At 36.9% G+C, this 26,644-nt stretch carries 29 protein-coding genes and 1 pseudogene; 14 read left to right on the top strand and 16 right to left on the bottom strand.

Annotation, left to right across the window (positions count from 1 at the left end; all coding sequences use genetic code 11):
• The first annotated feature begins 439 nt into the window (after positions 1 to 439).
• A complete protein-coding gene (locus QNJ66_RS21390) occupies positions 440 to 1,126 on the top strand; it encodes a glutathione binding-like protein (RefSeq protein WP_300510572.1) in 687 nt (228 codons plus the stop codon).
• A 7-nt stretch (positions 1,127 to 1,133) separates the two neighbouring features.
• On the opposite strand, the gene QNJ66_RS21385 is transcribed toward QNJ66_RS21390, so the two are convergent.
• A complete protein-coding gene (locus tag QNJ66_RS21385; RefSeq protein ID WP_300510570.1) occupies positions 1,134 to 1,703 on the bottom strand; it encodes a DUF4126 domain-containing protein in 570 nt (189 codons plus the stop codon).
• A 280-nt stretch (positions 1,704 to 1,983) separates the two neighbouring features.
• Between QNJ66_RS21385 and QNJ66_RS21380 the strand changes: the two genes are divergently transcribed.
• The 3 genes from QNJ66_RS21380 to QNJ66_RS21370 all read left to right on the top strand — a co-directional run bounded on the left by QNJ66_RS21380 (position 1,984) and on the right by QNJ66_RS21370 (position 4,882).
• Positions 1,984 to 2,724, top strand: coding sequence for a DUF1995 family protein (locus tag QNJ66_RS21380; protein WP_300510568.1), 741 nt, complete (start codon positions 1,984 to 1,986; stop codon positions 2,722 to 2,724).
• 58 nt (positions 2,725 to 2,782) lie between these two features.
• Positions 2,783 to 3,502, top strand: coding sequence for a glutathione S-transferase family protein (locus QNJ66_RS21375; protein WP_300510567.1), 720 nt, complete (start codon positions 2,783 to 2,785; stop codon positions 3,500 to 3,502).
• A 231-nt stretch (positions 3,503 to 3,733) separates the two neighbouring features.
• Positions 3,734 to 4,882: an alanine--glyoxylate aminotransferase family protein gene (locus QNJ66_RS21370; protein WP_300510565.1), complete on the top strand. Its 1,149-nt coding sequence runs from the start codon at positions 3,734 to 3,736 to the stop codon at positions 4,880 to 4,882.
• Between the two features lie 118 nt (positions 4,883 to 5,000).
• Here QNJ66_RS21370 and QNJ66_RS21365 read toward each other — a convergent pair whose 3' ends face one another.
• The 7 genes from QNJ66_RS21365 to QNJ66_RS21335 form a co-directional block, all read right to left on the bottom strand.
• The gene (locus QNJ66_RS21365; RefSeq protein WP_300510563.1) at positions 5,001 to 5,441 is read right to left on the bottom strand and encodes a hypothetical protein; all 441 of its coding nucleotides are present in this window, start codon (positions 5,439 to 5,441) and stop codon (positions 5,001 to 5,003) included.
• Positions 5,442 to 5,522: 81 nt separating this feature from the next.
• Complete coding sequence (locus QNJ66_RS21360; protein WP_300510561.1) at positions 5,523 to 6,713, bottom strand: glycosyltransferase family 4 protein; 1,191 nt, start codon at positions 6,711 to 6,713, stop codon at positions 5,523 to 5,525.
• A gap of 49 nt (positions 6,714 to 6,762) precedes the next feature.
• Positions 6,763 to 7,494 (bottom strand): 2-phosphosulfolactate phosphatase family protein, encoded by a 732-nt coding sequence (locus QNJ66_RS21355; protein WP_300510559.1) that lies wholly within the window; start codon positions 7,492 to 7,494, stop codon positions 6,763 to 6,765.
• Between the two features lie 222 nt (positions 7,495 to 7,716).
• Complete coding sequence (locus tag QNJ66_RS21350) at positions 7,717 to 7,971, bottom strand: NifU family protein (protein ID WP_300510557.1); 255 nt, start codon at positions 7,969 to 7,971, stop codon at positions 7,717 to 7,719.
• A gap of 103 nt (positions 7,972 to 8,074) precedes the next feature.
• Positions 8,075 to 8,719 carry a ribonuclease D gene (locus QNJ66_RS21345; RefSeq protein ID WP_300510556.1) on the bottom strand — a complete coding sequence of 215 codons (645 nt, stop codon included), beginning with the start codon at positions 8,717 to 8,719 and terminating at the stop codon, positions 8,075 to 8,077.
• Positions 8,720 to 8,925: 206 nt separating this feature from the next.
• Positions 8,926 to 9,576, bottom strand: coding sequence for a lysophospholipid acyltransferase family protein (locus QNJ66_RS21340; RefSeq protein ID WP_300510554.1), 651 nt, complete (start codon positions 9,574 to 9,576; stop codon positions 8,926 to 8,928).
• Positions 9,577 to 9,649: 73 nt separating this feature from the next.
• The gene (locus QNJ66_RS21335; protein WP_300510553.1) at positions 9,650 to 10,057 is read right to left on the bottom strand and encodes a metalloregulator ArsR/SmtB family transcription factor; all 408 of its coding nucleotides are present in this window, start codon (positions 10,055 to 10,057) and stop codon (positions 9,650 to 9,652) included.
• 172 nt (positions 10,058 to 10,229) lie between these two features.
• On the opposite strand from QNJ66_RS21335, the gene QNJ66_RS21330 reads away from it, so the two are divergent.
• The 4 genes from QNJ66_RS21330 to rpoD all read left to right on the top strand — a co-directional run bounded on the left by QNJ66_RS21330 (position 10,230) and on the right by rpoD (position 13,972).
• Positions 10,230 to 10,946: a pentapeptide repeat-containing protein gene (locus QNJ66_RS21330; protein WP_300510582.1), complete on the top strand. Its 717-nt coding sequence runs from the start codon at positions 10,230 to 10,232 to the stop codon at positions 10,944 to 10,946.
• Positions 10,947 to 11,040: 94 nt separating this feature from the next.
• Positions 11,041 to 11,415: a DUF5684 domain-containing protein gene (locus tag QNJ66_RS21325; RefSeq protein WP_300510551.1), complete on the top strand. Its 375-nt coding sequence runs from the start codon at positions 11,041 to 11,043 to the stop codon at positions 11,413 to 11,415.
• Between the two features lie 245 nt (positions 11,416 to 11,660).
• Positions 11,661 to 12,176, top strand: coding sequence for a DUF2752 domain-containing protein (locus QNJ66_RS21320; protein ID WP_300510550.1), 516 nt, complete (start codon positions 11,661 to 11,663; stop codon positions 12,174 to 12,176).
• Positions 12,177 to 12,685: 509 nt separating this feature from the next.
• Positions 12,686 to 13,972, top strand: a complete 1,287-nt coding sequence (gene rpoD / locus QNJ66_RS21315) for an RNA polymerase sigma factor RpoD (RefSeq protein ID WP_300510580.1) — start codon at positions 12,686 to 12,688, stop codon at positions 13,970 to 13,972.
• An 82-nt stretch (positions 13,973 to 14,054) separates the two neighbouring features.
• On the opposite strand, the gene QNJ66_RS21310 is transcribed toward rpoD, so the two are convergent.
• Positions 14,055 to 14,753 carry a DUF4079 domain-containing protein gene (locus tag QNJ66_RS21310; protein ID WP_300510548.1) on the bottom strand — a complete coding sequence of 233 codons (699 nt, stop codon included), beginning with the start codon at positions 14,751 to 14,753 and terminating at the stop codon, positions 14,055 to 14,057.
• A gap of 293 nt (positions 14,754 to 15,046) precedes the next feature.
• Here QNJ66_RS21310 and QNJ66_RS21305 point away from each other — a divergent pair, with 293 nt between their 5' ends.
• The gene (locus tag QNJ66_RS21305) at positions 15,047 to 15,517 is read left to right on the top strand and encodes a PAM68 family protein (protein ID WP_300510546.1); all 471 of its coding nucleotides are present in this window, start codon (positions 15,047 to 15,049) and stop codon (positions 15,515 to 15,517) included.
• Between the two features lie 79 nt (positions 15,518 to 15,596).
• Here the strand turns inward: QNJ66_RS21305 and QNJ66_RS21300 are convergent, their stop codons facing one another.
• Together QNJ66_RS21300 and QNJ66_RS21295 are read right to left on the bottom strand one after the other, a co-directional pair.
• Positions 15,597 to 15,998 carry a hypothetical protein gene (locus QNJ66_RS21300; RefSeq protein WP_300510544.1) on the bottom strand — a complete coding sequence of 134 codons (402 nt, stop codon included), beginning with the start codon at positions 15,996 to 15,998 and terminating at the stop codon, positions 15,597 to 15,599.
• 37 nt (positions 15,999 to 16,035) lie between these two features.
• Complete coding sequence (locus QNJ66_RS21295; RefSeq protein WP_300510542.1) at positions 16,036 to 16,218, bottom strand: DUF4278 domain-containing protein; 183 nt, start codon at positions 16,216 to 16,218, stop codon at positions 16,036 to 16,038.
• 218 nt (positions 16,219 to 16,436) lie between these two features.
• Here QNJ66_RS21295 and QNJ66_RS21290 point away from each other — a divergent pair, with 218 nt between their 5' ends.
• Complete coding sequence (locus QNJ66_RS21290; RefSeq protein ID WP_300510540.1) at positions 16,437 to 17,774, top strand: hemolysin family protein; 1,338 nt, start codon at positions 16,437 to 16,439, stop codon at positions 17,772 to 17,774.
• Between the two features lie 60 nt (positions 17,775 to 17,834).
• Here the strand turns inward: QNJ66_RS21290 and QNJ66_RS21285 are convergent, their stop codons facing one another.
• The gene (locus QNJ66_RS21285; RefSeq protein ID WP_300510538.1) at positions 17,835 to 18,254 is read right to left on the bottom strand and encodes a hypothetical protein; all 420 of its coding nucleotides are present in this window, start codon (positions 18,252 to 18,254) and stop codon (positions 17,835 to 17,837) included.
• 292 nt (positions 18,255 to 18,546) lie between these two features.
• Between QNJ66_RS21285 and QNJ66_RS21280 the strand changes: the two genes are divergently transcribed.
• Positions 18,547 to 19,089: a transposase gene (locus QNJ66_RS21280; protein WP_300510578.1), complete on the top strand. Its 543-nt coding sequence runs from the start codon at positions 18,547 to 18,549 to the stop codon at positions 19,087 to 19,089.
• A gap of 253 nt (positions 19,090 to 19,342) precedes the next feature.
• Here QNJ66_RS21280 and QNJ66_RS26275 read toward each other — a convergent pair whose 3' ends face one another.
• A complete protein-coding gene (locus QNJ66_RS26275; RefSeq protein WP_366146306.1) occupies positions 19,343 to 22,786 on the bottom strand; it encodes a CHAT domain-containing tetratricopeptide repeat protein in 3,444 nt (1,147 codons plus the stop codon).
• 389 nt (positions 22,787 to 23,175) lie between these two features.
• Positions 23,176 to 23,841 carry a hypothetical protein gene (locus tag QNJ66_RS21265; protein ID WP_300510536.1) on the bottom strand — a complete coding sequence of 222 codons (666 nt, stop codon included), beginning with the start codon at positions 23,839 to 23,841 and terminating at the stop codon, positions 23,176 to 23,178.
• 516 nt (positions 23,842 to 24,357) lie between these two features.
• Between QNJ66_RS21265 and QNJ66_RS21260 the strand changes: the two genes are divergently transcribed.
• On the top strand, positions 24,358 to 24,516 hold the full coding sequence (locus tag QNJ66_RS21260; RefSeq protein WP_300510535.1) for a hypothetical protein: 159 nt from the start codon (positions 24,358 to 24,360) through the stop codon (positions 24,514 to 24,516).
• 127 nt (positions 24,517 to 24,643) lie between these two features.
• On the opposite strand, the gene QNJ66_RS21255 is transcribed toward QNJ66_RS21260, so the two are convergent.
• Both QNJ66_RS21255 and QNJ66_RS21250 read right to left on the bottom strand, forming a co-directional pair.
• Complete coding sequence (locus tag QNJ66_RS21255) at positions 24,644 to 25,417, bottom strand: UbiA family prenyltransferase (protein ID WP_300510533.1); 774 nt, start codon at positions 25,415 to 25,417, stop codon at positions 24,644 to 24,646.
• 224 nt (positions 25,418 to 25,641) lie between these two features.
• Positions 25,642 to 25,878 carry a DUF2283 domain-containing protein gene (locus QNJ66_RS21250; protein WP_300510531.1) on the bottom strand — a complete coding sequence of 79 codons (237 nt, stop codon included), beginning with the start codon at positions 25,876 to 25,878 and terminating at the stop codon, positions 25,642 to 25,644.
• Positions 25,879 to 25,968: 90 nt separating this feature from the next.
• Here QNJ66_RS21250 and QNJ66_RS21245 point away from each other — a divergent pair, with 90 nt between their 5' ends.
• Both QNJ66_RS21245 and QNJ66_RS21240 read left to right on the top strand, forming a co-directional pair.
• Positions 25,969 to 26,217 carry a hypothetical protein gene (locus QNJ66_RS21245; protein WP_300510529.1) on the top strand — a complete coding sequence of 83 codons (249 nt, stop codon included), beginning with the start codon at positions 25,969 to 25,971 and terminating at the stop codon, positions 26,215 to 26,217.
• A pseudogene (locus tag QNJ66_RS21240) lies at positions 26,204 to 26,620 on the top strand (putative toxin-antitoxin system toxin component, PIN family). The gene QNJ66_RS21245 and the pseudogene QNJ66_RS21240 overlap by 14 nt, the downstream one beginning before the upstream one ends.
• Positions 26,621 to 26,644 lie beyond the last annotated feature (24 nt).

Below are 26,644 nucleotides of genomic sequence, written 5' to 3'. Positions count from 1 at the left end.
TGGCTCCTCTATTTTAGCACAAACCTTGATTCAACTGTCTCCCTACGGTCGATTTATTTGATTGGCAAAAATTCATCTCACCGTTAAGCTGTCGCTGTAACGGGAGTCCTCTTTTTGCATTTAAGATAGGGGTTAGGGGAGGGTAAAGCTTTGACCGTTTGGGAAACGATGGTGAGTTGTGCGCCCAAACCAAAGGAAATTAAAACTAACAGGGAAACTGTCTTAATCATCGAAATTTTAGTACAAAGTGGTGTAACCGAGACTAAAAAATAGTCCCTGTTGAGTTATCAGGAAACAGCACCCATCAATCCGTATTTCTTAACAAAACTTTACGAGGTGCTAATAACTTCAACTACAAGTTTCTGACATTGTACTATTGCGCAACAGGTAAAATCATTATATATATGTGATATTCAGTCTGCAAGAAAAATAAAAAGTTATGATTGATCTTTACTATTGGACAACCCCTAATGGTCATAAAATCACCATTTTTTTAGAGGAAGCTCAATTAAACTACAATATTAAGTTAGTTAATATTGGCAAAGGAGAGCAATTTGAACCAGAATTTCTGAAAATTTCTCCTAATAACCGTATTCCCGCTATTATTGACCGTTCACCTGTTGATGGTGGTGAACCCATTAGTATTTTTGAATCGGGGGCAATTTTACTATATTTAGCCAAGAAAACAAACAAATTTTTACCTACAGATATACGGGGTGAAATGGAGGCTATGCAGTGGTTATTTTGGCAAATGGGAGGACTCGGACCTATGTTAGGTCAAAATCATCATTTTAGTCACTATGCCCCCGAAAAAATACCCTATGCTATTAACAGATATGTGAAAGAAACAGGACGACTTTATGGGGTTCTAGATAAACGTTTACAAGATAGAGAATACATAGTAAACGATTATTCAATTGCTGATATGGCCGTTTATCCTTGGATAGTTCCTCATCAACAACAGCAGCAAAACTTAGGAGAATTTCCTAATCTTAAAAGATGGTTTGAAACTGTACAAAATCGTCCGGCTGTACAAAAAGCTTATGAAAGAGCTAAAAACTTGAAAACGGGAGCAACTATTACAGAAGAATCTAAAAAGATTTTATTTAATCAAGGCAGAAGATAAAGTTAAATCAGTTATCATTATCAGAAATTTGGCTGCTTTGGTTATACCATTTGCGCCAAGCAGTTGAACTTCTGATAGCTATCCATAACAACATCAAAGCAATTAAACCTCCATTTTGTGGGGCATCAAAAGCAAATAAAACTAATAAAATACAAATAATATCTTCAATAAAAATAACCCAAATAGGTAACCCTTTTAAACGAAAGAACCAACCCACTTGAACTAATTTTAAAACAAAAGCTAATGACCCTCCGATGACTCCAATTAACCATAAAGGACTCATTTCTAAATTAGATATTTTAACCACAGTTACTGCTAATAAACCGCCCACTAAAGGACTAAAAATTAATTGTATAATCTGTAAAATTCGCTGTCCTAATAACTTTTTTGAGCCAAATAATTCAAACAAAGACCAACTGGTTAAAACTCCAATTAAAACTGGAGGAGGAATGGCAGAAAGTAAAGGGACTTGTGACCATAAATCACTACGAAGGAAGCCAACAATTAATAAAGGTAATGCAATTCTCATGCCGGCTGCTGCAGATGCAGAAAGTATCGCTAAAATACCGATAATCATATTATTTGACTCTTACTCTCAAGTTGTCTATTTTCCATTGTCCCTCATTCTTGTACAATAATGATAGTAGCGATCGCCTTTTATCAATGGATAATTAATTAATAATTAAAACCTCGTCATTAACCACAGGGTCTTCCGTTAAAAACCTCTCCTTTTATTTAAGAATAAAAAACAATCCATTTCTTTGTTTTTAATCATCTTATGTTTTAGGAATAGCTAATTATCCATTATCCATTGTCCATTATCTATTGTCCATTATCCATTATTGAAAAACCCCATCATGGTTGAAGTTCCCGACAGTTTAGAACAAGCCGTTTCCCAAGGCAAAGAAGCAACGAAAATTGCCCTAGAATCAGGGGTAGAACGTATTTGTATAGAAATTGTTATCCCAGAAATCGCTCTACAAGCCCAAGCATTAGCTCTAGAGTTTATCAGCTTATTTGAAGGACAACAATCGGGTTTAAAAGTGATTTTTCCCGATACTGGGGCTGCGGCCTTAGCTAGAAGAGACTGGGGAGAAACTCCTTTTCAGGTAACAGACTTAGGCAGTCGAGCAACTGGGGTGGAAAGAAAGATTTCTGAAGCAGACGAAGCCTTTTTATTAGTATGTCCCTCTTCGGTGGAAGTGGAAACCGTAGAAAAATTCTGTAACCTAGCCGGCAATCGCCCCGTTATTCTACTCATTCCTCAATTAGAAGATGTGTCTATTGTGGGCATCGGTTATGCTGCTAGGCAACTGCGAGAAAGATTTATCAGTACATTAGAATCAGTTTATTATTTTCGGCCGTTGGATGGGGTGGTGGTATTCCGTTCCTATCCCTCCCCTTGGTTGGTATTTTTAGAAAAAGAAGAGGGTTACGAATTAATTGCTGAACAAGGTCAAAAACCCATGGGACAAGCCTTAGACATTTTAATTAATAATGCCTTGCAGGGGGAAGAAGATGATAGTAATCAACCTCAAGCCAAAAAGTCAGGAATTTTTGCTAGTATGCAAAGTTTCTTGAAGGCTTTAAGCCAGTAAAATTAAACGAATCAAACTCATTTGCTATTAATTTTTAGTGGCAAAAAAAGAGAGAAAAATGAACAAAAATCTGAGTCTATTTTATTTCAACGATGGTAAAGGTAGAGCCGAACTAACTCGTCTTATTTTGGTTTATGCTCAAATTCCTTTTAATGATCACAGACTTTCCTTTGCTGAATATCTTTCAATGCGAGATAAGGAAAAACTACCCTTTGATCAATTACCAGTTTTGATAGTAGATGATCAGATTATTGGTCAATCTTGTGCCATGGCTCGTTATGCGGCTAAATTGACCGGTTTGTACCCATTACATGACATTGAAGCGGCTTTATCCGATATGATTGTTGATGCTTGGCGAGACTTATTAGACCTATTTTATAGATGTTATGTTGATCGAGTGACCAAAGAAGGCAAGTTTGTCATGACTATGCGCTCTGATCAAGAAAAAATAGACAAACTTAATGAATTTTTTGCAGTTATTTTACCATCACATTTTAACACCTTTGAGCAAATAATTTCTAATAATAAAAAATTACCGTTTTTGATTAATGATTCAATCACCTGGGCAGATTTAGCTGTATTTGATCTACTAGATACTTTAGATCCTCATGCCTCCCATTGGACCGATGAATCAGTATCTTTCTACATTAAAGAACCCTTTGGTCCCTTTCAGCCGCCACAAGATATATTCAAAAATTATCTTCAATTAGAAGCATTGAAAACTATTATTAGTCAAACTCCACAAATTGCTGCTTGGCTGTCTTCTCATCCTTCGTAATTCTAAATTGTACATTCTGAATAGTTAGGGTTCTATACTAAAACTTTCTACCTTCGGAAGTAACCGAACCTCGGTGATCAAATATGAATTAATGCTTAAAAAAACCCATAAGAGACGAAGATTTTTTTAGTGTGGAAAGGAACCAGATAAATTAATTGTTCACAACAACCTATCTCTGTCGAAAAAACAGGGGTTTATCTATCGAGAAAAAAGAAGCAGGAGAAAAACTAAATGCAAGATAAACATATGCTCATGATTCCAGGGCCAACCCCTGTCCCTGAAAGTGTCCTTTTAGCCATGGCTAAACATCCCATTGGACACCGTAGTGGAGATTTTAGTCAAATTATTGGGGAAATTACCGAAAATCTCAAATGGCTGCATCAGACTAAAAACGATGTCCTCATGTTAACCGCCAGTGGTACTGGGGCCATGGAAGCCGGAATTATAAATTTCTTGAGTGCTGGCGATCGCGTTTTAGTTGGGAATAACGGTAAATTCGGGGAACGTTGGGTAAAAATTGCCCGGGCTTTTGGCTTAGAGGTAGAAGAAATCACCGCAGAATGGGGTAAACCCCTCAATCCCGAAGCCTTTAAAGCCAAGTTAGAAGCCGATACGGACAAAACCATCAAAGCGGTTATTATCACCCATTCTGAGACTTCTACAGGGGTTCTCAATGACCTTCAAACCATCAATGGCTATGTTAAGGCACACGGAGAGGCTTTGATCATGGTAGATGCTGTTACCAGTTTAGGTGCAGTCAGTGTACCAGTTGATGAATGGGGGTTAGATATGGTAGCCTCAGGCTCTCAAAAAGGCTATATGATACCTCCCGGACTAGGATTTATAGCCGTTAGTCCTAAAGCCTGGAAAGCCTACGAAACTGCTACTCTACCTAAGTTTTATTTAGATTTAGGGGCTTACAAAAAAGCCACAGATAAAAACAGTTCCCCCTTTACTCCTCCTGTTAACCTAATGTACGGGTTACAAGTAGCCTTAGAAATGATGAAAGCAGAAGGGTTAGAGGCCATGTTTACCCGTCATCAACGCTTAACCCAAGCCACCCGCGCTGCTGTGAAAGGGTTAGGGTTATCACCCTTTGCTGCCGATGAAGTGGCCAGTTGTGCTGTTACTGCCGTTATGCCTTCTACTGTTGAAGCAGAAGCGATTCGTTCTACCATGAAGAAAGAATTTGATATTGCTTTAGCTGGTGGACAAGATCATCTCAAAGGCAAAATCTTCCGCATTGGTCATTTAGGGTTTGTCCATGAGCGAGATATTTTAACTGCGATCGCTGCTCTAGAAGCGACATTACAAATTTTAGGTCATCAGGGAGCGACTTCTGGGGCTGGTGTTGCCGCTGCGTCTCAAGTTCTAGGATAACGGGAGGGGTGACTGGGGGACTGGGGGACTGGGAGAGCTAACTCCTGTCTCCTGCCCTCTGCCTCCTGCCTCAAAGCGATAACTTCTGTGGCTCACAAGTATGAGAACTGCTGTAGTTTTACCAAGTACTAAATTCATAATAAATATTACCACGGCTACTATGACGATTACCTCTTAATTCTTTGAGTTTTTCGTTTAAATATTCTTGGGCTTCATGGGAAGAGAGTTCTGTGGCTTGCATAAAGGTTAAGATACTAATTCTTCCCTGGCTTTGTTTTAATAAATCATAAAAAATAGTTTCAACATCTTTTCTTAGAGATTTTAAATAAATATAAATAGAAAGTGAGTAGATAAATGATAATAATAAACCAAAAATATGTAATAAAAAATTGCTAAAAATAGACTCAACAAAAACAAATTCAAAGACAATAAAAAAAATCAAAGTATTCCAAAAGATAGAAGCTTCTTTAACTTTTTCTCTCTGTATTTTTACTTTTAACTTAGTAATTACAATAATATAAACAATGACGGTTATGGCAAAATAGACAATCCACTTCATTGATCACACCTAAAAAGCTCCTGATAAACCCTATTCTATCTTCTCATTGCTCACTGTTCACTGCTTACTGTTCACTGTCAACTATTCCCAATGAATTTGCGATCGCTGGTCACGCACCAGTTGATAAACCTTCTCCGTTTGTTGAGCCAACTTTGGCCAACCAAAACGCAAGGCTAACTCGTGGTAGGCTTCTTCCACCAACCGTTGCCCATAGTCAGGGTTTCTTAATATTTCCAGGATGCCCCAGGCCAGAGAGTCAGAGTTATTCACCTCAGTAACAATCCCAGTTTTTTCATGATGCACAACTTCAGGTAAACCCCCTGTACTCGATACCACCACAGGGACACGGGCGGCAAAACTCTCTAGAGCGACAATACCAAAGGGTTCATATAAACTAGGAAATACGGCACAGTCAGCGATAGTTTGAAAGCGATCTAAATCTTCATCGGACATAAACCCTGTAAAACAACAACGATCAGCAATACCCAAATTATCCGCTTCTGCTTGTAAATTTTGAGTATTACCGCCACCGATGATCACTATTTTGGCATTCCTCTCTAACTCCGATAATACTTTTGCTGCTGCGTGCAAGAGAAGAGAAACCCCTTTTTCACGGGTCATTCTTCCCACATAATAGATAATTTTTTCGTGATCTAAGGCAAATTGACGACGAAAGGTTTGATAGTCAAAAGTGGGATCTTTGCGCTTTTTCTCGGCTCGGATGCCATTATAAATCACATCCATTTTATCCAAGGGTGTTTCAAAGGCTCGTTGTAACTCGTGACGCATATAATCACTACAAACAATCACTCGCCAAGCATCATAGATCAACTTTCTCTCTTTCTGAGAAATGTAGCGTTGGGTATCGTTATGAATACCGTTGTAACGACCATATTCTGTGGCGTGAATGGTAGCAATAAGGGGAATTTTAAATAAATGTTTCAGGGCGATCGCAGCATCCCCTACTAACCAGTCATGGGCGTGAATTAAATCAAATGACCCTTTTTCTTGGATTAATTGTCCGCCATAATGACCCATGCTATTATTCATGTTGACAATCCATTGAAAAAAGTCGTGAGCTTCTTGCACTGGTACACGATAAACATGAACCCCGTCGATTAATTCATAAGGGAGACTATCACCAAACTCTACGGTGATTAAATGTATTTCGTGGCCTAAATTAGCAATTTCTGGATATAATTCCGCAACATGACGGGCAATACCTCCCACAATACGGGGGGGGAATTCCCAAGTCAATACCAAAACTCTCATAAGTGTGCGTTCCTCAACGATGCAGGGAAACTAAACCAGCTTAGGATGGTTAGGAGAATTTCACCAAAACTCCTGGTTCTTTTTGTATCGGTAATATATCTATAATGTCACTTTTGGCACAGTATTGTAAATCTTCATGACCGTTTAAGCGTAACAATCTTTGACCGTGAGTCGAAAGTTTGAACATTTCTAAGAGATTATCTTGCCATTGAGTATATAAAGCTGTGGCTGCAATCACTTCGTCGTTACTCACTTCTACGGTTTGCGTGTCATCCTTCATTAAAGCATGAGCGATCGCTCCGGCACAAACGGTATCCTCTAGGGAATAACCTCCTTGCCATCCCGACCCTACTAACCAAACGGTTTCTGGTTGGGTTTTGAGGATATAGTTAACAGCAGTTTGTCGATTGATCATCGCTGCAGTGATCACCGTTGGAGCATTTTCTACTCGTTGTAGGGCGCGAGTCCCATTTGTGGTAGTTAAAAAGAAACGTTTACCGTCTACAGTTTCGGGGGTACAATCCAAAGGAGAGTTACCCAAATCAAACCCTTCTACTTTTGCCCCACCCCTTTCTCCTGCTCGAATACGTTTTTCTGGCAGCCATTTTTCACTGACTGTCATTAATTTGTCAATATCGCTGAAGGTTTGCACTGCCTCTGCACCAGCTTCCAAAACAGTGGCAATAGTAGTGGTAGCTCGCAAAACATCGATCACCACAGCACAGTCGGGTAAATGGTCTGTGGGTGTTAGTTCAGGGGTATGATAGACAAATAGCTTCACGTTTATTTTTCAGCGCAAGTTGATTATTGGGGATGACTTCTATCTTATCTGGGTGATGTCATCCTGGCAAAATTATTTCTCAATGGATAAGACCCCGTCTTTAACGACGGGGTTCAAAATTGACTTCAAGGAGAAATAAGAAGTTAGAAATGGGCAAATGTAGAATTTAGACTTGATTTTTCGGCTGATTCTACATTTTACTCCTCCATTATCCATTCTCCATTACTGCATTTGTTCTACTACTTGTTGTACCTCGTCAATTTCAGGGATCATCTCTCTTAAGCGTCTTTCAATGCCCATTTTCAGGGTCATGGTTGAGCTAGGACAAGACCCACAAGCCCCTTGTAAGCGTACTTTGACGATGGGGCCTTCTATTTCTACTAATTCAACGTTGCCTCCGTCTGCCATTAAATAGGGGCGCATTTCGTCTAGGACGTTTTCCACATTATCGGGGGTCAGAGCTAGTGCTTCTGTCATGATTTACCTCTAGGTCAAATTGATTGAAACGACTTTATTTTTATCCTACCTCGAAGTTTTGTAATTATCCATGATTAATTATCAATGGTTAATGTTCTATTATTCAATGCTCAAAAATATCTTTGTAATACATTAAGTCTAATTCTACAAAGATGGGAACGACTTTCATGCACTTTTGCGCAATTTCCCATCTTTCTTCTCTTTGCAACATGGTGATTAATTGTTCTCTCAGTTGAATTAAATATCTGACATCATTTGCTGCATAACTTAATTGTGCTTCTGATAAGTTTTGACTATTTCCCCAATCAGAACTTTGGGAACTTTTATCTAGTTCTACTCCTTCTAATTCTTGTACTAAGGACTTTAAGCCATGAGAACCTGTGTAAGTTCTCGCTAATTTACTGGCTATTTTTGTACAAAAAATGGGTGTAGTTTCAACAGAAAAATTATACTTAAATTGACCCACATCAAACCGAGCATAATGAAATATTTTGACAATATTTTCATTGGCTAATAATTGTTTTAAATTCGGGGCTTCTGTTTGTCCTCTTTCAATACGAATTGCTGTTACATAACCACTGGGATCACATAATTGTACTAAACAAAGTCGATCTCTTTGGGGAACTAATCCCATAGTTTCTGTATCAATGGCAATAGCATCGGCTTGTAAATAACGTTCAAGTGTTTCTGAAGAAAGATCGCGATCGCATACTTGAAAATTGTTACTTTTTTCTGAAGATTCGGTCATTATTCTTTTATTCTAATTGTTCGATATTAACCTACCTTATTTTGCTTAATACACTCTAAAACAAAACAATATCTTAATCTTGCAACTCTATTTCTTTGAGTTTTTTTGAATTAAACTTTTGTATTTATCAGTGATTTATACAGTCTAGAAGTTGTGTTACTATTGATATCTAAAATAATTAATCACTGGTTAAGTAATAATTAAATCTATCTTCCTAACTCATGGAGTTGATTAATAACTGTAGCGCATTTTTCGGTGACAGTTTCTAGAGCTTGACGTTTATTAGACTCAGGGGGTGGAATGACTTCCCCAATGCGAATGGTTAAGGGAACGGGACGGGGAATAGGTGAGCCTTTTTTTAAGATTTTTTCTGTTCCCCATAAGGAAACGGGTAAGAGGGGAACTTGTGCCTTAGCTGCGATCATAGCTGCCCCTAGTTTGGGATCATCAATACAACCATCAATGGTACGGGTTCCTTGTAAAAAAATGCCCACTAACCAACCATCTTTTAAGGCCGTTAAAGCGGAACGAATGGCACTGCGATCACCGGCTCCTCGTTTGACGGGATAAGCTCCATATAAGCGTATACCTTCTTTGAGTAAAGGTACTTTGAATAACTCTTCTTTGGCCATAAAAGCCACGGGACGACCGATACAAGATGCTAATAAGGGTGGATCAAAATAACTTGCATGATTACTTACTACCACTAAAGGATACTTTTTAGGTACATTTTCCTGACCATAAACCCGTCCCCGAAAGTAACCGTAACACATGGGGGCAATAATAGTCCCTTTAAATAAATAATATAGGATTAAACTAGAAATAGGTTCTCTTTCGTTGAATTCGCTATTTTCCATAATTTTTGACAAGATTACTAGATTACTATTTTAGAATATAAATGAAGAAAATTTACGAGTCTTAGAAGTTAATTTAAAATAACTTTTTAAAACTTTTTAGTGACTCTAATTGTTGATTTTGTTGTTCTAATTGTGTAGCGATAGAATTACAAACTAGATCACATAAAGAAAACACTAAAGGATTAGCGATCGCATAAAAAACATTGACACCTTCTTGAGTTCTAGTAACAATTCCTGCCTGGGTTAATACTTTTAAATGTTTAGATACATTTGCTTGTCCCAACTTAGTTATTTCAATGATTTCAGAAACATTTTTTTCCCCATCTTTTAAAGCACAAATAATTTGTAAGCGACTCATTTCTGATAACACTTTAAAAAAATCAGCAACCATGGCCAACGCAGCAGGAGATAAGTTACAAATCTCTTCGTTTGTTAATAATGTCGTCTTTATAGGGTATTTTGACGTGGTTATTTTTGCCATATTGTTATCTAGGTAACCAACTATGTGGACATATTATGATTTTTAATTATACCTTAATTAATGCTATGTTCTTATATTACGAAATAGTTGTAAATTAAATGAAGTCAAAGAAAACTCTGGTTTCAACTCGGTTAAGATTACAATCAAAAAAGAATAAAAAGGGAGATAAATGATGCAATTAAAAGAATTACTGGATAAATATCGTCTTGGGATCAGAAAATTTCAGAATATTGTTCTCAGAGAAGCAGATTTAATTGATATTAATCTTTCAGGTGTGGATTTTCAAGGAGCCGATTTACGACAATCTCGGTTAGGAAAAAGTGTTTTTTGTCAAGCAAACTTTAAAAAAGTTAACTTGAGCGAGTCTATTCTCTGGGGAACCGACCTAAGAGATGCAGACTTATCTGAGGCTATATTAAGAGATGCCGATCTCAGTGGGGCCAAACTGGTTGACGCTAACTTAACTAATGCTTATTTGAGTAAGGCTAGTTTATGTGGGGCAAATTTAACAGATGCCTTATTATTAGGGGCTATTTTATATGAAGTGGATCTGCGTCCCACTTCTGAGAGAAGAACCAATTTAGGACAAGCAAATTTAAGCCAAGCAGACTTATCTTATGCCAACTTAAGTTCAGCTTTATTGTATCAAACAAATTTATCAGGGGCAAGATTATGCCGAGCAAAATTAACACCAGAACCCTATAAATCACCCTTTCCCACTGATTTAACAGAAGCCAATTTAGAAGAGGCTGATTTGAGTTATGCTGACCTTAGTAATGCTATTTTAGTTAACAGTAATTTAAGGAATGCAGACTTAACTGGAACGATTTTAACCAATGCTGATTTAAGGGGTACAATTATGCCAGACGGAAGTATTTATAGTAAATAGGTTTTAATCTTTAAAGAAGATAAATTTTCAAGTATGTTACCAAAAACTACATTTACTATGTGTAAGTCGTCTTAATTAATGAAAAGTTAAAATAATGTTACCTTTAATTTTAGCGCAATCCTCATCGGGTTCTGATGGTTCTTCTGCATTGTCCGGTATAATTTCTATTATTATCTATTTTGCAAGTGCTTTTTTCTGTTTTAAAATTTATGAAAAATGTGGGGTTGAAAACCCGTGGTTTGCTTTTATTCCTATTCTGGGAACCTATGCAAACTTTCAGGCAGGAGATGAAGAAAATCCCCTCCTATGGACAATTTTGGCTTGTATTCCTTGTGTTAATATTGTTGCTGTCGTTAAATTAATTATCTCTTGGGTGAACATTTGTAAAAAGATAAACAAATCCCCTTGGCTATTACTACTTTTGCCTTGTTTTAGTGTATTTATCTTAGGATATTTCGCTTATGGTTAATTGTTATTCAATTATTATATCGAGGTCATTTATGATGAAATTAAAGTATAGAAAGGTCATTTTTCTTATTCTAATTGCCATCTTAGCAGGGGGATCAATGGCAGCCTATTCTCAATCTGAAGTAAACTTTTTGCTCAGAACCATTCAGTTAGTTTTCTTTCAACAATTAATGACTGTTATTATTTATTTGACTTGTTTTGGTCAGGACTTGTTTAGCAGTAGACACTAGATTATTTTTTGAGAAAATGACATCTAAAAAAACAAAAAATTATAGATGCTTATCTGCTAAAGAAAGAAGAGGAAAGGTGATTCAATTATTAGTTTTATTTATTCCAATTTTAGTCAGCTATTTAAGTAGTTTGGGCATAAAAATACCCTTGCCAGGATGTCCATTGTTATATTATTTGGGAGTTCCTTGTCCTGGTTGGGGACTAACTCGCTCATTTAAAGCAATAGTTCAAATAAATCTCTCAAAAGCTATCGAATTTAATTTATTTGGACCTATTTTTTTTATTATCTTTTTGACTTTAACTTACCATTTAATCAAAGAAATTATTAGCAATAAAGAGTTATCAAACCCTTATATAAAAATCATTAAAAACCCAAACTACCAAACATTTTTTTTGTTAATTGTATTAGGTTATCATGGAACTAGACTACAAAGCTTATGGGAAAGAGGAGAATTATCCCAACCTTTCCTGAACTCTCCTGTTATACAGTGGATTTTAACTGGTAACTGGTCACTGTTAGTTGGTAACTGATAGAAAAATTTTATATTTAACAGATCGTCATCAAACTTTGATATTTAATCCCTGTTTTTTGGATTAAAAGAGAGCGATAGCTGAAAAACTTTGCTAACGTATGAGTAAAAGGACTAAATTGCACTCTCTCTAAAAAACAAAAGTACCACTTTTGCTTAATCGACCAAACTGATCATTACTTAATGTTTGGGAGAAAATCGGCCTAGAATAGTATAAGGTTTAAACTCTGAGTTAAACTGTTTAACCCTGGATTTAGGCTGATCTCAGTCAAGATTTACAGAATCTTGATGACATTAAAGCAAAAACTGTCCCCGATTTTTAGTAATCGAGGCTACAATCGGATAAGTATTTCATTTTCTTGAGTGAGAATTGTTAGGTTTTGATGACAATGGAGTGAACAAACACCCATGGCCAAGAAACTCTACGATCTCGCACTATTCAAGAAAATTGACTCTATCCTGAAAATGGTTGGTGAAGACTCATCCAACTAAATCAACTGATAATTTACCATCACTTCTAATTTTGCATCGAAGGAGCAAGAGGAAAACGGCATGACGCAGGCTAACGACCTATTAACCCTTAATGAATCCCAGATAGAAGTACCATTCTTTATGGACGAAGACCTAGACACATCTAGCAATGATATTGTTGAACCAGAAACCAAAAAAACGCGCAAGATAAGTGCTTCTCGTCGTCGAGATCCCAGTAAGAAAAAACCTTACACCGAGGATTCAATTCGGGTTTATTTACAAGAAATAGGTCGAATTCGACTTTTAAGAGCAGAAGAAGAAATTGAACTGGCTCGAAAAATTGCTGATTTACTGCAACTTGAGCGCATCAGAGAGGCGTTATGGGAAGAATTAGATCAAGAACCCAATGACGATCAATGGGGCCAGAGAATTTTTCAATGGGAACAGATTGAGCAAATGCTTTGCGCTCAAAAAAATAAAGAGCCAAAATGGTCTGATATTGTTGCTGAGTTGAACAAGGCAGAAATTATCTCGGACTTAGAAAAGACCTGGAAACAACAGTCTAAAGCCTATCTGCCGAAGTTTAAGCGTCGATTATATCTGGGACGCAGGGCAAAGGATAAGATGGTTCATTCTAACCTCCGGTTGGTGGTGTCCATCGCCAAAAAATACATGAATCGTGGTTTATCTTTCCAAGATTTGATACAAGAAGGTTCTTTAGGTTTGATTCGCGCGGCGGAAAAATTTGACCATGAAAAGGGATATAAGTTCTCTACTTATGCCACTTGGTGGATTCGTCAAGCTATTACCAGAGCGATCGCCGATCAGTCTCGTACCATTCGCCTTCCTGTGCATCTCTACGAAACAATTTCCCGTATCAAGAAAACCACAAAACTCCTCTCTCAAGAAATGCGTCGCAAACCTACTGAGGAAGAAATTGCCACTCGCATGGAAATGACTATTGAGAAGTTACGTTTCATCGCTAAATCAGCACAACTCCCCATATCTCTAGAAACCCCCATCGGAAAAGAAGAAGATTCCCGTTTGGGGGATTTTATTGAAGCGGATGGAGAAACCCCAGAAGATGAGGTTTCTAAAAACCTGTTACGGGAAGATTTAGAGAATGTTCTTGATACTTTAAGTCCTCGGGAAAGAGATGTTTTACGGTTACGTTATGGTTTAGACGATGGACGGATGAAAACCCTAGAGGAAATCGGTCAGATTTTCAATGTTACCCGTGAACGCATTCGTCAAATCGAAGCCAAAGCGTTACGGAAGTTACGTCATCCTAACCGTAATAGTATTCTCAAAGAATATATCCGTTAGGGAGACACCGGAGACTGGGAGACTGGGAGACTGGGAGACTGGGAGAGTTATCTTATTACACCCCGTCACCCCTACCCCTGTCTTATCCTCCCAATTTATATTTGCCAATTTCCAGTAAATCCCTAGCTCCGGTTATACCCTGTCCCATAAATAGTAAAAGGGCAAAACAATTAAGAATAATATGAGCATTTCGCCAACGGTTTGACTTATCTGTATAAATTTCGTTAATAACTGCCAAGGAAATAATCATTAATAAAGAAGCAATTATCCCGTAATAATAATGGGAAACATACCATTCATTAGTCCGACGAAACACCCCATCTTGACACCCTAAAATAATAATTCCCATGCTGGTTAAAGTGGCAAAGGTTCCTCGCCATTTTGCTTCTCTAGCATTATGAAGAAAATAGAGAGAAACAGCCGTTAAAACAAACATTAAGATTAAGAAAATAATTAGGAAAACAAATTTTATAAATTGTATAAAATTAGCAGACCACATCTGATTTTCAATAATATTTGTCCCAATTTTAATAAGATTTTCCCCAATGGGACGAGCGAGTCCAAACAAGGTAACTGCTACCACTGCACTCGATAACCAACGGCCTATTTTAACGTGTTCTGGTCCGACAATAGGAGGTATTTTACTTTTCTGTTTATTAGCAACAGCTAAACGTCTTTGACGGGTTTGCCAGGAATAATAAGAAACAATTCCAATCAAAGGAAAAACAAAAATAACGGCTAATGCGGGATGAATAATGATGAGAAAATCGACAGGTGTCATAATTGATCCGACTATCAATACTTAATAATTAACTGTAGCATAAACGAGGGACTTGTACAGGTTAGAAACCTCTGTTACCGTAAAAACTACATACTCTAAACTATAAGAATATTGGCTTAAAATTTTATGAGAAAATAATAAGCAGTTGATTATATAGCTAACAGAACTAACAAGGATATTTTGAGATACCACAGCTATAGTCGCTACAGTGGGTTAAAATTAACACAGGTGTGTTGTTAATCACATTTTGATTAACAACACACCTTATAATCTATAATTTCATTTTAAAACTTATGCCAGATAATTCCTCAAGAAACACCCTTCCCTTTGAACCTGGTCAGAAAAAAAAGAAGAAACAACAGAAAACCAAAGAAACTGTTAAAAAGTCTGTTAAAAGTTCTCAAAGAACCAAAAAACGCTCCGATGATGCCAGTTTAAGTGTTATACCTGACAGCGTTAGTCAAAGAATGATCAAACGTATGGCCATTTTTTCAGGTATTCCTACTGGGTTAGGAATGTCCTCATTTTTTGTTTTCTATTGGGTTGTTAGTCATGACTTGTTAGATATTCCTAATTCTGTTGTGGGTGCAATTAGTCTAGGATTATTTGGTTTAGGAGTCTTAGGATTAAGTTATGGTATATTTTCCGCCTCTTGGGATGAAAACCAGGTTGGGAGTTTATGGGGATGGCAGGAATTTACTGAAAATTTAGGCCGTACCCTTAAAGCATGGCGTAACGCTAGACAAGAAGCTAGAAAAAATTAATTAATTAAGCATTCAGCCTTCAGTTTTCAGCATTTAGTTAATCCAGAAACTAAGCTGATAGCTGATAGCTGAATAGTTACTAAATAATACATAATTCGCCCATTTGTTCAACTTTTTTTTCTAAGAAACTAATTAACCATTCATCTCTTTTAAATTTGGCGTTTTTTAGTCTTCTTTCTAAGTTTCGACAAAGGTTTTGTAAGTGAATTTTGTTAACTTCATTAACAGTCAATTTTTCAGTAGGTTTTGCGGAAATAGGACAAATTTGACCTTCTGAAACTTGGGGAATGATAACTTGAGATTCAAGAGCATAATTAGTCATTTTTTCCTGTTTCGATAAACTAGAAAAATGGGGTCTAATATGTCTAGGATATTGATATTGCCATTTTTGCCTATTGTGTCTTTGCATTACGGTTTCATAACTGAGGTCCAAAGCATTTGATTGATTATGTTCCACAAAACCACGTTCTGAAAATTCCATATTCATCTTTCCCCAAGAAATTTAGAAAATAAAAAAATTAATTTTGTAGATAATGGATACCCCTATAGGTCATACGTTTAATTCCATGATCATGACGAGATGAAGTACAAGGATGATTTTTCCAGTGGATACCCCTATAGGTTCCTTCAAACTCTGTGTTAGTGGTTTTTAAGGTGACATGGTCATGATTATAGCTGATTCCACGAAATGACAGTTTCATAATTGATTTTCCTCCGATCGCTTTTTCTCCATCTTTCCCTAGTTGGACGAGAAAGTTGAGAAATTTTTAAATACTTTCTGTATCTATTGTTACTTTTTTTTCAGAGAAATGTCAGGACTTCATAAAAATTTAACTGAGAATCACCCTGTTTTTCGGGGATTAATAGTTAATACTAGAAATGGTCAGCTATCTTGAACCCAAGCTGAGATCAAGTGTCTATGGTTGCGATCGCAAGCGAACTTCTGGTTATCCTTCTGTTGATTTTATTAAATGCTATCTTTGCCCTGTCGGAGATAGCCCTAGTTTCCTCTCGAAAAATTCGTTTAGAACAAATGAGTCTCCAAGGCGATCGACGGGCAAAAATTGCTCTAGAATTAGCTAATGACCCCAACCAGATTTTATCGACGGTACAAATTGGTATTACCTTGATTGGTATTTTAGCAGGGGTTTATGGTGGGGCCAACCTATCGGCACAGCTAACGGTGGTTTTACAGCGTGTTCCTGGGTTAAACGTTCACAGTGAAGCCATTTCTATCACCTTGGTTGTCCTCTGTTTAACCTATTTATCCCTGGTGATCGGAGAATTAGTTCCCAAACGTTTAGCTTTGAGTAATCCGGAGAGAATTGCTAGATTAATGGCAGTTCCCTTGTTATATATCTCTCGTTTAGTTGCTCCAATTGTTAATTTATTGGGGGTGTCTACGGATTTTATTTTGTCTTTATTGGGTGTTACTACCACCATCAGTGAACCCCCTGTTACTGAAGAAGAAATTAAAGTGATGTTGAGACAGGGTAAAGAAGCAGGAATGTTTGAAGAAGTCGAACATGAGATGGTGGAGAGGGTTTTGCAATTAGGCGATCGTCGGGTTCGCAGTTTAATGACAACTCGTCCTGAAATTATTTGGTTAAATTTAGAAGATTCGGCTGAGATTAATCGTCAGAAAATTATTAATAGTACCCATACTCGTTTTCCGGTTTGTCAAGGCAGTTTAGAGGAAGTATTAGGTATTGTGAATGTAACAAATTTATTATCTAATTGTTTAGGTTGTCAGCAGTTTGATTTAACAGCATCTTTAGGACAACCTTTGTTAGTTCCTGATAGTACGTTGGGATTAAAAGTCTTAGAATTATTTCAACAAACGGGAAATCATATTGCTTTGGTAGTAGATGAATACGGGATTATTCAAGGATTAGTAACTATTAATGATATTTTAAAAGCGATCGTTGGGGATATTCCTCGCGTTGATGAAACTATTATTCCTTCTATAGTACGTCGAGAGGATGGTTCTTGGTTAATGGATGGAACCGTAGCAGTGGACGAGTTTAAAAAAGTATTTAGACTGAAAATGATTCCTGGAGAAAAACAGGGCAACTTCCATACTCTGGGGGGATTTGTTATTACTTATTTAGGTAAAATTCCAAAAGCTGCCGATAGTTTTAATTGGAAAGGTTTAAAGTTTGAGGTGATGGACATGGATGGGAATCGTGTTGATAAGGTTTTGGTTATGCCCATTAGTCAACCTTTATTTAATCAAACAACCAATGATATTTATTAATAGAAATTAGGAAGAAAGAGGTAAAAATCTTACCTCTATTTGTCCGTTTTTTGATCAATTTTAAAAGTTGCTCCCATTGGGATAGAGTCGATCAATTTCTTGTTGTTGAAGTAACCGTTGGTCAATGACAGCATCTTGTTGATTGAGGGTTTCAATGCGATCAAGATACTGATTACAGTTAGTATTAATAGCTGGGGGAGGAGTGGTCATAGTCCTCTCTAAACAAGCTCTTTCCGTGCGTTCCCGATGAAAATGTTGCAAAATCTTTTCAGGGGTCTGAAAATAGATTTGACGATTATGGCGCATATTTTCGCGGTGAATCTCTGCACCGCAGTTGACTGCCCCAGGAATACATTGTCTAGGGGGAACGGAAATATTAGGACCAATATTACGCAGTTGAGCATTAGCCTTTACAGGCATAATTAAACCGAGTCCTATGGTGGTTAAAGAGATGAAAACAAGACTGGGACTAAGCTTCATAGAATTACCTATTAATATTCCTCTCGACGCTGATATAGCTTTGTACAGCGTCGGCTTCCCTACCTCAAGATAGGACGTTTCTACTTCAATTGTATCCAATAATATTATAGTTTTACGTTTTTATACTGAGATGAGTTTCTTTAGTTTGTTTTTAGAATTTAGTTAAATATATTTGCATCAAAATGCTATGATTTCTACCAATAAACTCACTAATTATATAAAGTAGGTTGGGTTGAGGAACGAAACCCAACAATATAAATATAGCAACAAAACCCATTTCATTAATTATAATATGCAATATCGTCGGGCAAAAACACCAGGAGCGACCTATTTTTTTACTCTTGTTACTTATCGTCGCCGTCCCATTTTAGGTGAGTCGGAAAATATAGATTTGCTAAGGGAAGCGTTTAGGTATGTAATAAAACAACATCGCTTTAAAATTGATGCAATTGTTATTCTCCCTGAGCATCTTCATTGTCTTTGGACATTACCCGAAAATGACGCAAACTTTTCCACTCGGTGGCGATTAATTAAAAGTTATTTTAGTAGAAAATGTCGGGCTTATTATCAAGGGAATATGACGTTATCAAGGAGAAAAAAGGGAGAAAAAACAATTTGGCAACGTCGCTTTTGGGAGCATCAAATTAGGGATAATCGAGACTTTATTAATCATGTTGAATATATTCATTATAATCCTGTTCATCATGGATTGGTAAATGCACCGAAAGATTGGTCATATTCGAGTTTTCATCGTTATGTGGAAGCAGGGGTTTATGATGTTATGTGGGGTGCAGAAAAACGGTTAATCTTTGATAATAATATTGGACATGAATGACCTAAAATGATCCATAAATTGGGTCAAGGAGGGTGCAAATAATATATAGCACTTCTCATACTTGTGAGGTACATAGGTTATCGCTTTGAGGCAGGAGGCAGGGGGTAGGAGTTAGGTGTACCTCGTGAGTCCGAGAAACGCTATAAAACCAAATAATCCAAATGATCAAATGATAGGTATTTGTTGGGTTTCGTTCCTCAACCCAACCTACACTCTGAATTTTAGGAAGGTAAACTTAATTTAATAGCTGCATTTAATCTAACAGGTTTTGGCAGATCCATCCACTCCAAAAGTAAGGATGGGAGAGGGGATAAATTGTGTCTTGACTAATAGTATTATTTATGTTAATACGCTTAATATTAATCAATTCTTGAATTATTTGATTGCCGATTTCGCTTTGTTTCAGGTCTGTTAAGGAGAGGTTTTGAATGGTGTTTTGTGCTTTTTCTAAGGCGAGATGGGGACTCATTCTAGCCTTACGATTGTCGAAGAATAAGGTTAATAATAACACGGTGGCGTGTGCCGGAACACTCCATAAACTCATTAGAAGGGTTTTTGTTCCAGCAACAACAAAAGCACGTCTTAAACCGAAGATTCCTTCTCCTGCGTTGACGTTTCCTATTCCTGTTTGACAAGCGCAAAGAACGGTTAAATCATTCTCCCATAAGTCTAATCCAGCGACATCTTTTGCTAATAAATGACCCGTTCCTGCTTCGTTGGGAATTTGTCCCCCTTTGCGCCATGTATTTGCACCTGCGAAGGCTAAAACTGAGGTTAACATGGGGTCAGGGTTAATGTTTTGTTGAAAGCGGTCTTGGGTAAAGTCGGAAGTATGAAATCGGAGGTTGGAAGGGGGTTCTTTAGGAGGAGAAAAGAAGACTCCATGTGTTCCAATTAGTAAAACAAGGGGACATTTTTCGGGGGTTAAGTGACTGGTTAAGGCGTTTTTATCTAAGTAGGGGGTGACGTTGTAATAGGTGGCTACTTCTTTGGCTAAGATGTCTGTTCCTTCAGCACGTTTAAGTCCTTTTTCACTATCATCTAAAGTGGATAAGAAAGTATTAAGTTCACCAGAATTTGTCAGAGAAGAACTACCTATTTCTGACTTCATACTTCCGACTTCTAAATTATAGTCTGGGTCTGCAATAATTAAGGGTTCAGATGGGGTTCGGTTGGTTTTAATTTGTTTGCGTAAAATATCTCGTCCAGTAGTTAGGTAGGAGATAGAATAAATGTCTCTTAGTTTTTGGGTTTCATCTAGGGGTAAGACTTCAAAGGGTATCAGGTTTAATGCGTGGTCTGCTGCGATGAATAAACGGGGTTTGGTGTCTGTTTCAGGGGAATTTGTGACTTTTGATTTTTGACTTTTGACTTCCACGCAGTGGTTAATAGGTTTCCATAACTTTTCGCTTAACAATAACCCTCTATTTTGATGGGTTGGGGTAGGGTCTTTACCAAACCCTATTGCATAAGTAGAGACTGTTTGATGGGAAGTTTTTTCAGGGGTATAAACTTCAATGGGACAATGGGAAATTTGAACATAAAAGTCTATCAATAAGGTGTTAATATCATTTGCATTTCCTAAGTCTATCATCGTTACTTTGTCGGGTTGGCCAGCAGGTAAGACGAAAGCGAGATAACGGGGTTCTGTCCATTTATCTTGGTCAAAGTCTCGGTAGTTAATGTAAATAAACTCTACCAGAAAACTGTTATCAGGTAAGGCGTTGGCGAGTTGTTCACAGGTGACTTTTTGTTCTTTTAAAGCCATTTCGGGTATTTGTTTGGCGAGTTGTCTTTCTATGTCGTCATAGCGGTTTTGCAGTTTGGTTAAACGGGGTTTATATTCGGGTGAATAGGGAGAGTAGGACGCATCAATAATCTCTTTACTGACTTGTTGGAGTTCTTGGAAAGTGGGGAGAAGATGGCTATAGTTACCGCGATAAACGGCGAAGTTTTGGGTTGCTTGTGCAGCAAGGGTTAAACATTTACGGTTTAAGACGGTGGTTAATGCGGTTTGAATGTTACTCTTTTCTTCCCCATTAAAATAAGTGGTTACTAAGGATAAATAAGCATCTAAGGTGAAACGATTTTGGTTAATATGTTGGATGCGTTGACTTTCGGAACTAGAGGTGAAAACCCGTTGGATAATTTTCTCTTCCACTGCTAAGGAATGGAGGAAATAAGTTAAAGCGGTTTCTACTTTTCCTTGGGAGTAATAAAGTAAAGCTAAATTATTGAAACTGGTAGCGACATCAGGGTGTTCTTTCCCTAACAATTTCTTGTATAAAGCTAAAGCATCTTTGCATAAGGGTTCTGCTTCTGTGTATCTTCCTTGGGAGTAATAAAGTGCTGCTAAATTATTTAAACTGGAAGCGACATCAGGGTGTTCATCCCCTAACAATTTCTTCCTTAAAGCTAAAGCATCCTTGTATAAGGGTTCTGCTTCTGTGTATCTTCCTTGGGACTGATAAAGTAAAGCTAAATTATTGAAACTGGTAGCGACATCAGGGTGTTCATCCCCTAACAATTTCTTCAATAAAGCTAAAGCATCCTTGTATAAGGGTTCTGCTTCTGTGTATCTTCCTTGGTAACGATAAAGTTCAGCTAAATTATTGAAACTGGTAGCGACATCAGGGTGTTCATCCCCTAACAATTTCTTCCTTAAAGCTAAAGCATCTTTGAATAAGGGTTCTGCTTCTGTATATCTTCCTTGGGAACGATAAAGTTCAGCTAAATTATTTAAACTTTCTGCAACAGAAGGATGTTCATCCCCTAACAATTTCTTCCTTAAAGCTAAAGCATCTTTGAATAAGGGTTCTGCTTCTGTGTATCTTCCTTGGTCACGATAAAGTGCTGCTAAATTATTTAAACTGGTAGCGACATTAGGGTGTTCATCCCCTAACAATTTCTTTGTTAAAGCTAAAGCATCTTTGTATAAGGGTTCTGCTTCTGTGTATCTTCCTTGGGAGTAATAAAGTGCTGCTAAATTATTTAAACTGGAAGCGACATTAGGGTGTTCATCCCCTAACAATTTCTTTGTTAAAGCTAAAGCATCTTTGTATAAGGGTTCTGCTTCTGTGTATCTTCCTTGGTACTGATAAAGTAAAGCTAAATTATTTAAACTGGTAGCGACATTATTATCTTCGTCTCCATATAACCCTATTGCTACCTGTAACGCTTGTTCTGCGATGAGTATCGCTTCCTCATATTTTCCCTGTTGATATAAAGTGGTAACCCTTTGCATTAATTGTTCCCAAGGGTTAGTTAATGCTTGTTGGAAATGTTGCGATAACCCAGATAAAAAGTCTGCTTTGTCTCCTTGTCCTTGTTGTTGTAAAAACTCAGCATATTGTTCCATTACTGTGATTAAGGTTTCATTCACCAGAGATTGATTATTTTGTAGCGTTTCCATCAACTCCTCTTGGTTGGAACAATTAAGCAGCATCTTAATCAGATTAAGGTAGGGACTAACGCTTAACTGTTGCTGTAAGAATTGGACTAATTGAGTCAACTTATCTGCGGTGTCCTGTTGTCCTTGTTCAGCGAAGAATTTAGCATAGTTTTCCAGAAAGATGATAAACTCCTTATCAATAATTGCAGCATTATCTTGTAAGATTTTTTCCATTTCTTCCTCATTGTTACAGTAGAGGAATAAACCTATAAGTTGGGTGTATTGATTAATTTGTTGTTCGTTCATAGGGATTGTCCTTACAGTAAATAGTTATCAGTTATCAGTTATCAGTTGTACTAATTGATTATAGAAGAGTGTTAAGGGTGAGGGGAGTGAGACGGTTAAACAATTTGGTATCTTGTCCAGAAAACCTGTGTTTCCGATTGCATATTCACCATTGTTATCAAACTTTGTAAATGCTTCTCCGTCAAAGACAAGGGTTTATCTTGTAAAGTTGGTAACCAGTCTAACTTAGGTTTAACGGGAGTAATAACCGCTAAAACCTCTTCAATACCGGTTGACCCTTCAACGGTAAAATGATCTTTAGAATAATATAGCAGTCGCCAAAGCTATTAGGACATTTTTCTGTTCCCTGTTCCCTGTTCCCTGTTCCCTTAAAATATAATTTATGTGTCCTAACTAGCCTGTCTATTGCTATACTTTGTTTTCTGAGGTAGAATAACCTCCCCTGTATCAAACTCAAACGATGGACTCACACAAGACGGACATAAACAATATATATCCGTACTGTTACTAAACTTTTCTAAAAACAGTAAATAACCCCCTTGAGATAACTGAATTTGATAGTGAATCAAACTATTAAGGGGAATTTGCTTAATAGGGTTTTCCTTTTTTTCCCATCCCCCAATAGCTAACTCACTTAGGGGAGGTTGTTTCAAAATAATAGGATTAATTACCCTCCTATTCTCTGCTTTTTCTTGTAACCATCGCCAAGAATCTAACAAATTTAAAGACGAAACTTGTTGATTTTTCCAGATAGGATACTTAGTATTAATTAACCATTGTCTAGCTTCTTGCCATTTATTTTCCCCTTGATAACCCTCATCTTTTAGCTTGGGGAAAATACCATTACGCCAACTGTCTCTGAAAATAACTTCAGGTGGTGATTTTAGCTTACCATTATCCGTTAACTCACGTTCTAAAACCTCTGCTAACTGTTTATTATTAAGGTCAGAATTATTAGATAATAACCGTTGAATAAACGTTAATTCTATCTTACCTGAAAAATTAAATTCTATAACCATATCGTTAAGGAACGCTTTTTCATCATATTTATCCATAAGTTAATTCTCCCCTAAAAATAATCAATAACTGTTAACTATTTTTATGCTAACTATCATAATTTATTTCGTCAATAGCGATTCTACTAAATTCTACTTAATTCTACGAAGGGATGAAAGATAAAGTAGGTATAGTTAATAGTTCATAATTTCTTATAGCGTTTCCCGGACTAATGAGGTACACCTAATATCGCGCCTCCGAACTCCGAACTCCGAACTCCGAACTCCTAAAACTAGAAAACTGTGTACCTCACAAGTATGGGAACTGCTATATTTATTTTTCTACTTAATTCAACCCAACCATATATCAAAATCATTTATAACAAAAATAAGCAATTAAATGAAATATCTTAGTAGAGAATAACATTATGTGTGACCGAAACAAGACCCGTTTATTTTCAAAAGTACCCAACGTAACCGTAATTAGTGTTATTGCGATTTCATTTGTAACTCTTATTATCTTAACTGCTATAATCACCGATTTCATAGGGGTAATTGATATTAAACTGCAACCTAATGCAGTACAAATTCAAATTGATACACGAAAATGATACTAAGTCCACCTGCTACTATTTCTATTTTCTCAAAGGTTTAGAACAATTAAAAAGGGTCGATAAGGTTGATGGTGAAGTTGTTATTGCTCAATTAGAAGCAAAATTTCAGCGTATGATATAGGTATTTGTTGGGTTGAGGAACGAAACCCAACCTACAAGATCAGCGATCGCACTTTTATCCAAGTTAGAAAAACCTTGTAATTTCTGAATTCTAGAATCCTTACCCAGACACCGATGGAACTATTAATCTAACGCAGTATTTCTAAAACCTTACTACTGTTGAACAATAGCCCAATTGTGCTTGTAACACTTAACATTATCAGCACCCAATTTCCTAAAATCCCTGCTACCATTGTCGCAGCAAGAATAGTAAACAGGGAGAAAAAGAAGGCTATCCTCACACCAAAAATCACTGGAATTGTGGGAACACCGGCAACACGATCACCTTGTGCATCTCTGATGTCATTGAGATTGGCAATTGATGCTATCATGAGACTCTCATAGAGCATTCCTCCGATGATTCGGAAGCTCCAATGGACACCACTTACTGTCATTGGCACAATAAAGGTAAGAATGACCCAGAGGACGACTATAAGAGCCGTTTTAACCCCTGGTATTTTTTTAAGGCTTCTACCATTGGGAAGAATTGGCAGACTATAGGCAAATGCGAGTCCGATGGTACTCATAATAGGAAAGATTGCCGCTGGTCGTAACAGCATTGCGATGAAACTGATAACCACTGCGATCGCACACGAGTAAACCATGAAAGTATAATGCGTTCGCAACCAATTAGTCCGTTGTGGCGCATTGATGATATCTGATTCCTCATCTAAATCGTGCATACGGTCATAACTGTAAGTCAAAAACCCTAATAGACCAGTCAGGACGAGAACCACACTATCCGGCTCACATTCTGCCAAAGAGTAGAAGAGCAGAGTGTATACTACAGCCGAGACGATGACAAACCCATTGCCATATCGTAGAAAATCCCTAATAAATGTTCCACTGCTTCTAAAATTCATGAACCTTTGTGAAAACAAATTTAACCTTCGCTCAAATTTCTGAACTATTGATAATTATAATGGCTAAAAAGCTTCGGCTAAAAGTTCATAATTAATCTATTTTCCGATTCTTCCCTCCATATATCATTCAAATTCTTGCACGCGTCATCATTTAATTTTCCATCTGATAGTGCGATCGCTGATCTTGTAGGTTGGGTTGAGAAACGAAACCCAACACCGATAATCTATTGTGTCCTAACATTAAGAATACTTAATCCAATAATTTCATTTCTTTGATAACGAATAATAATATCATCATCAGTTAACTCGCTATCATCAGCAGGTAAAGCAGGTTGATGAAAATTGATATAAAGAACATCTGCTTCTGCATCATAAGCTGTCCAAAAATCTTGTTTAGGAATATCTTTAACAATTTCAACAAGTTTTAGATAAGATTGTAGATCAAGCTCAGTTACGGTCATAAACAGCGATCACATTAGAAAAAAATCTGTACACAATTTAGTATAATATATTGAGTAAGATGTATTAGACGATCTAAAGGAAATATAATTATGATTAATAATCAAGCAGAAATTTACATAAAAGTTCCCTTAGATGTTGCTGAAAATTACTGGAATGCAACCGAAGAAGAACGGCATAAAATAGAGGCAAAAATTGCCTTTTACCTTCAATCTTCAACCATATCGAGACAAGAATCCCTAGATAAATTATATAAAACAATGGATACTATTGGACAAAAAACGAAAGAGAGGGGATTAACACCAGAAATATTAGAATCTCTTTTAAATGAAGATGAATAGACGATTTGTTTTGGATACTAATATCATTATCAGTTCAGTGTTATCCACCAATAGTAAACCTTATAAGGCTTTAAAAAAAGCTCAAAAACTAGGAATTATTATCGTATCCCCTGCTACTTGGCAAGAACTAGAAACTGTCTTATTTCGTCCTAAATTTGACCAATATATTACCTTTGAAGAACGACGACAATTTTTGTTGGATTTATCTCAAACCGTTTAATTTATTCTAGAGATGAGTTTTGTTACCGATATTTGTCGAGATCCTAAAGATAATAAATATCTAGAATTAGCGGTTAATGGTCGAGCAGAATCTATCATTATAGGTGATCAAGACTTATTAATTTTACATCCCTTTCAATCAATTAATATTGTGAAGGTTAATGATTTTTTATTGGGCAATTAGGTTAAATCGTAGCATTAAACATTC

The organism is Crocosphaera sp. (assembly GCF_030064895.1).
In the GTDB taxonomy this organism is placed as follows: Bacteria; Cyanobacteriota; Cyanobacteriia; order Cyanobacteriales; family Microcystaceae; genus Crocosphaera.
Note: the sequence above shows the minus strand (reverse complement) of the source record. Positions and strands in the feature narration are given on the sequence as shown.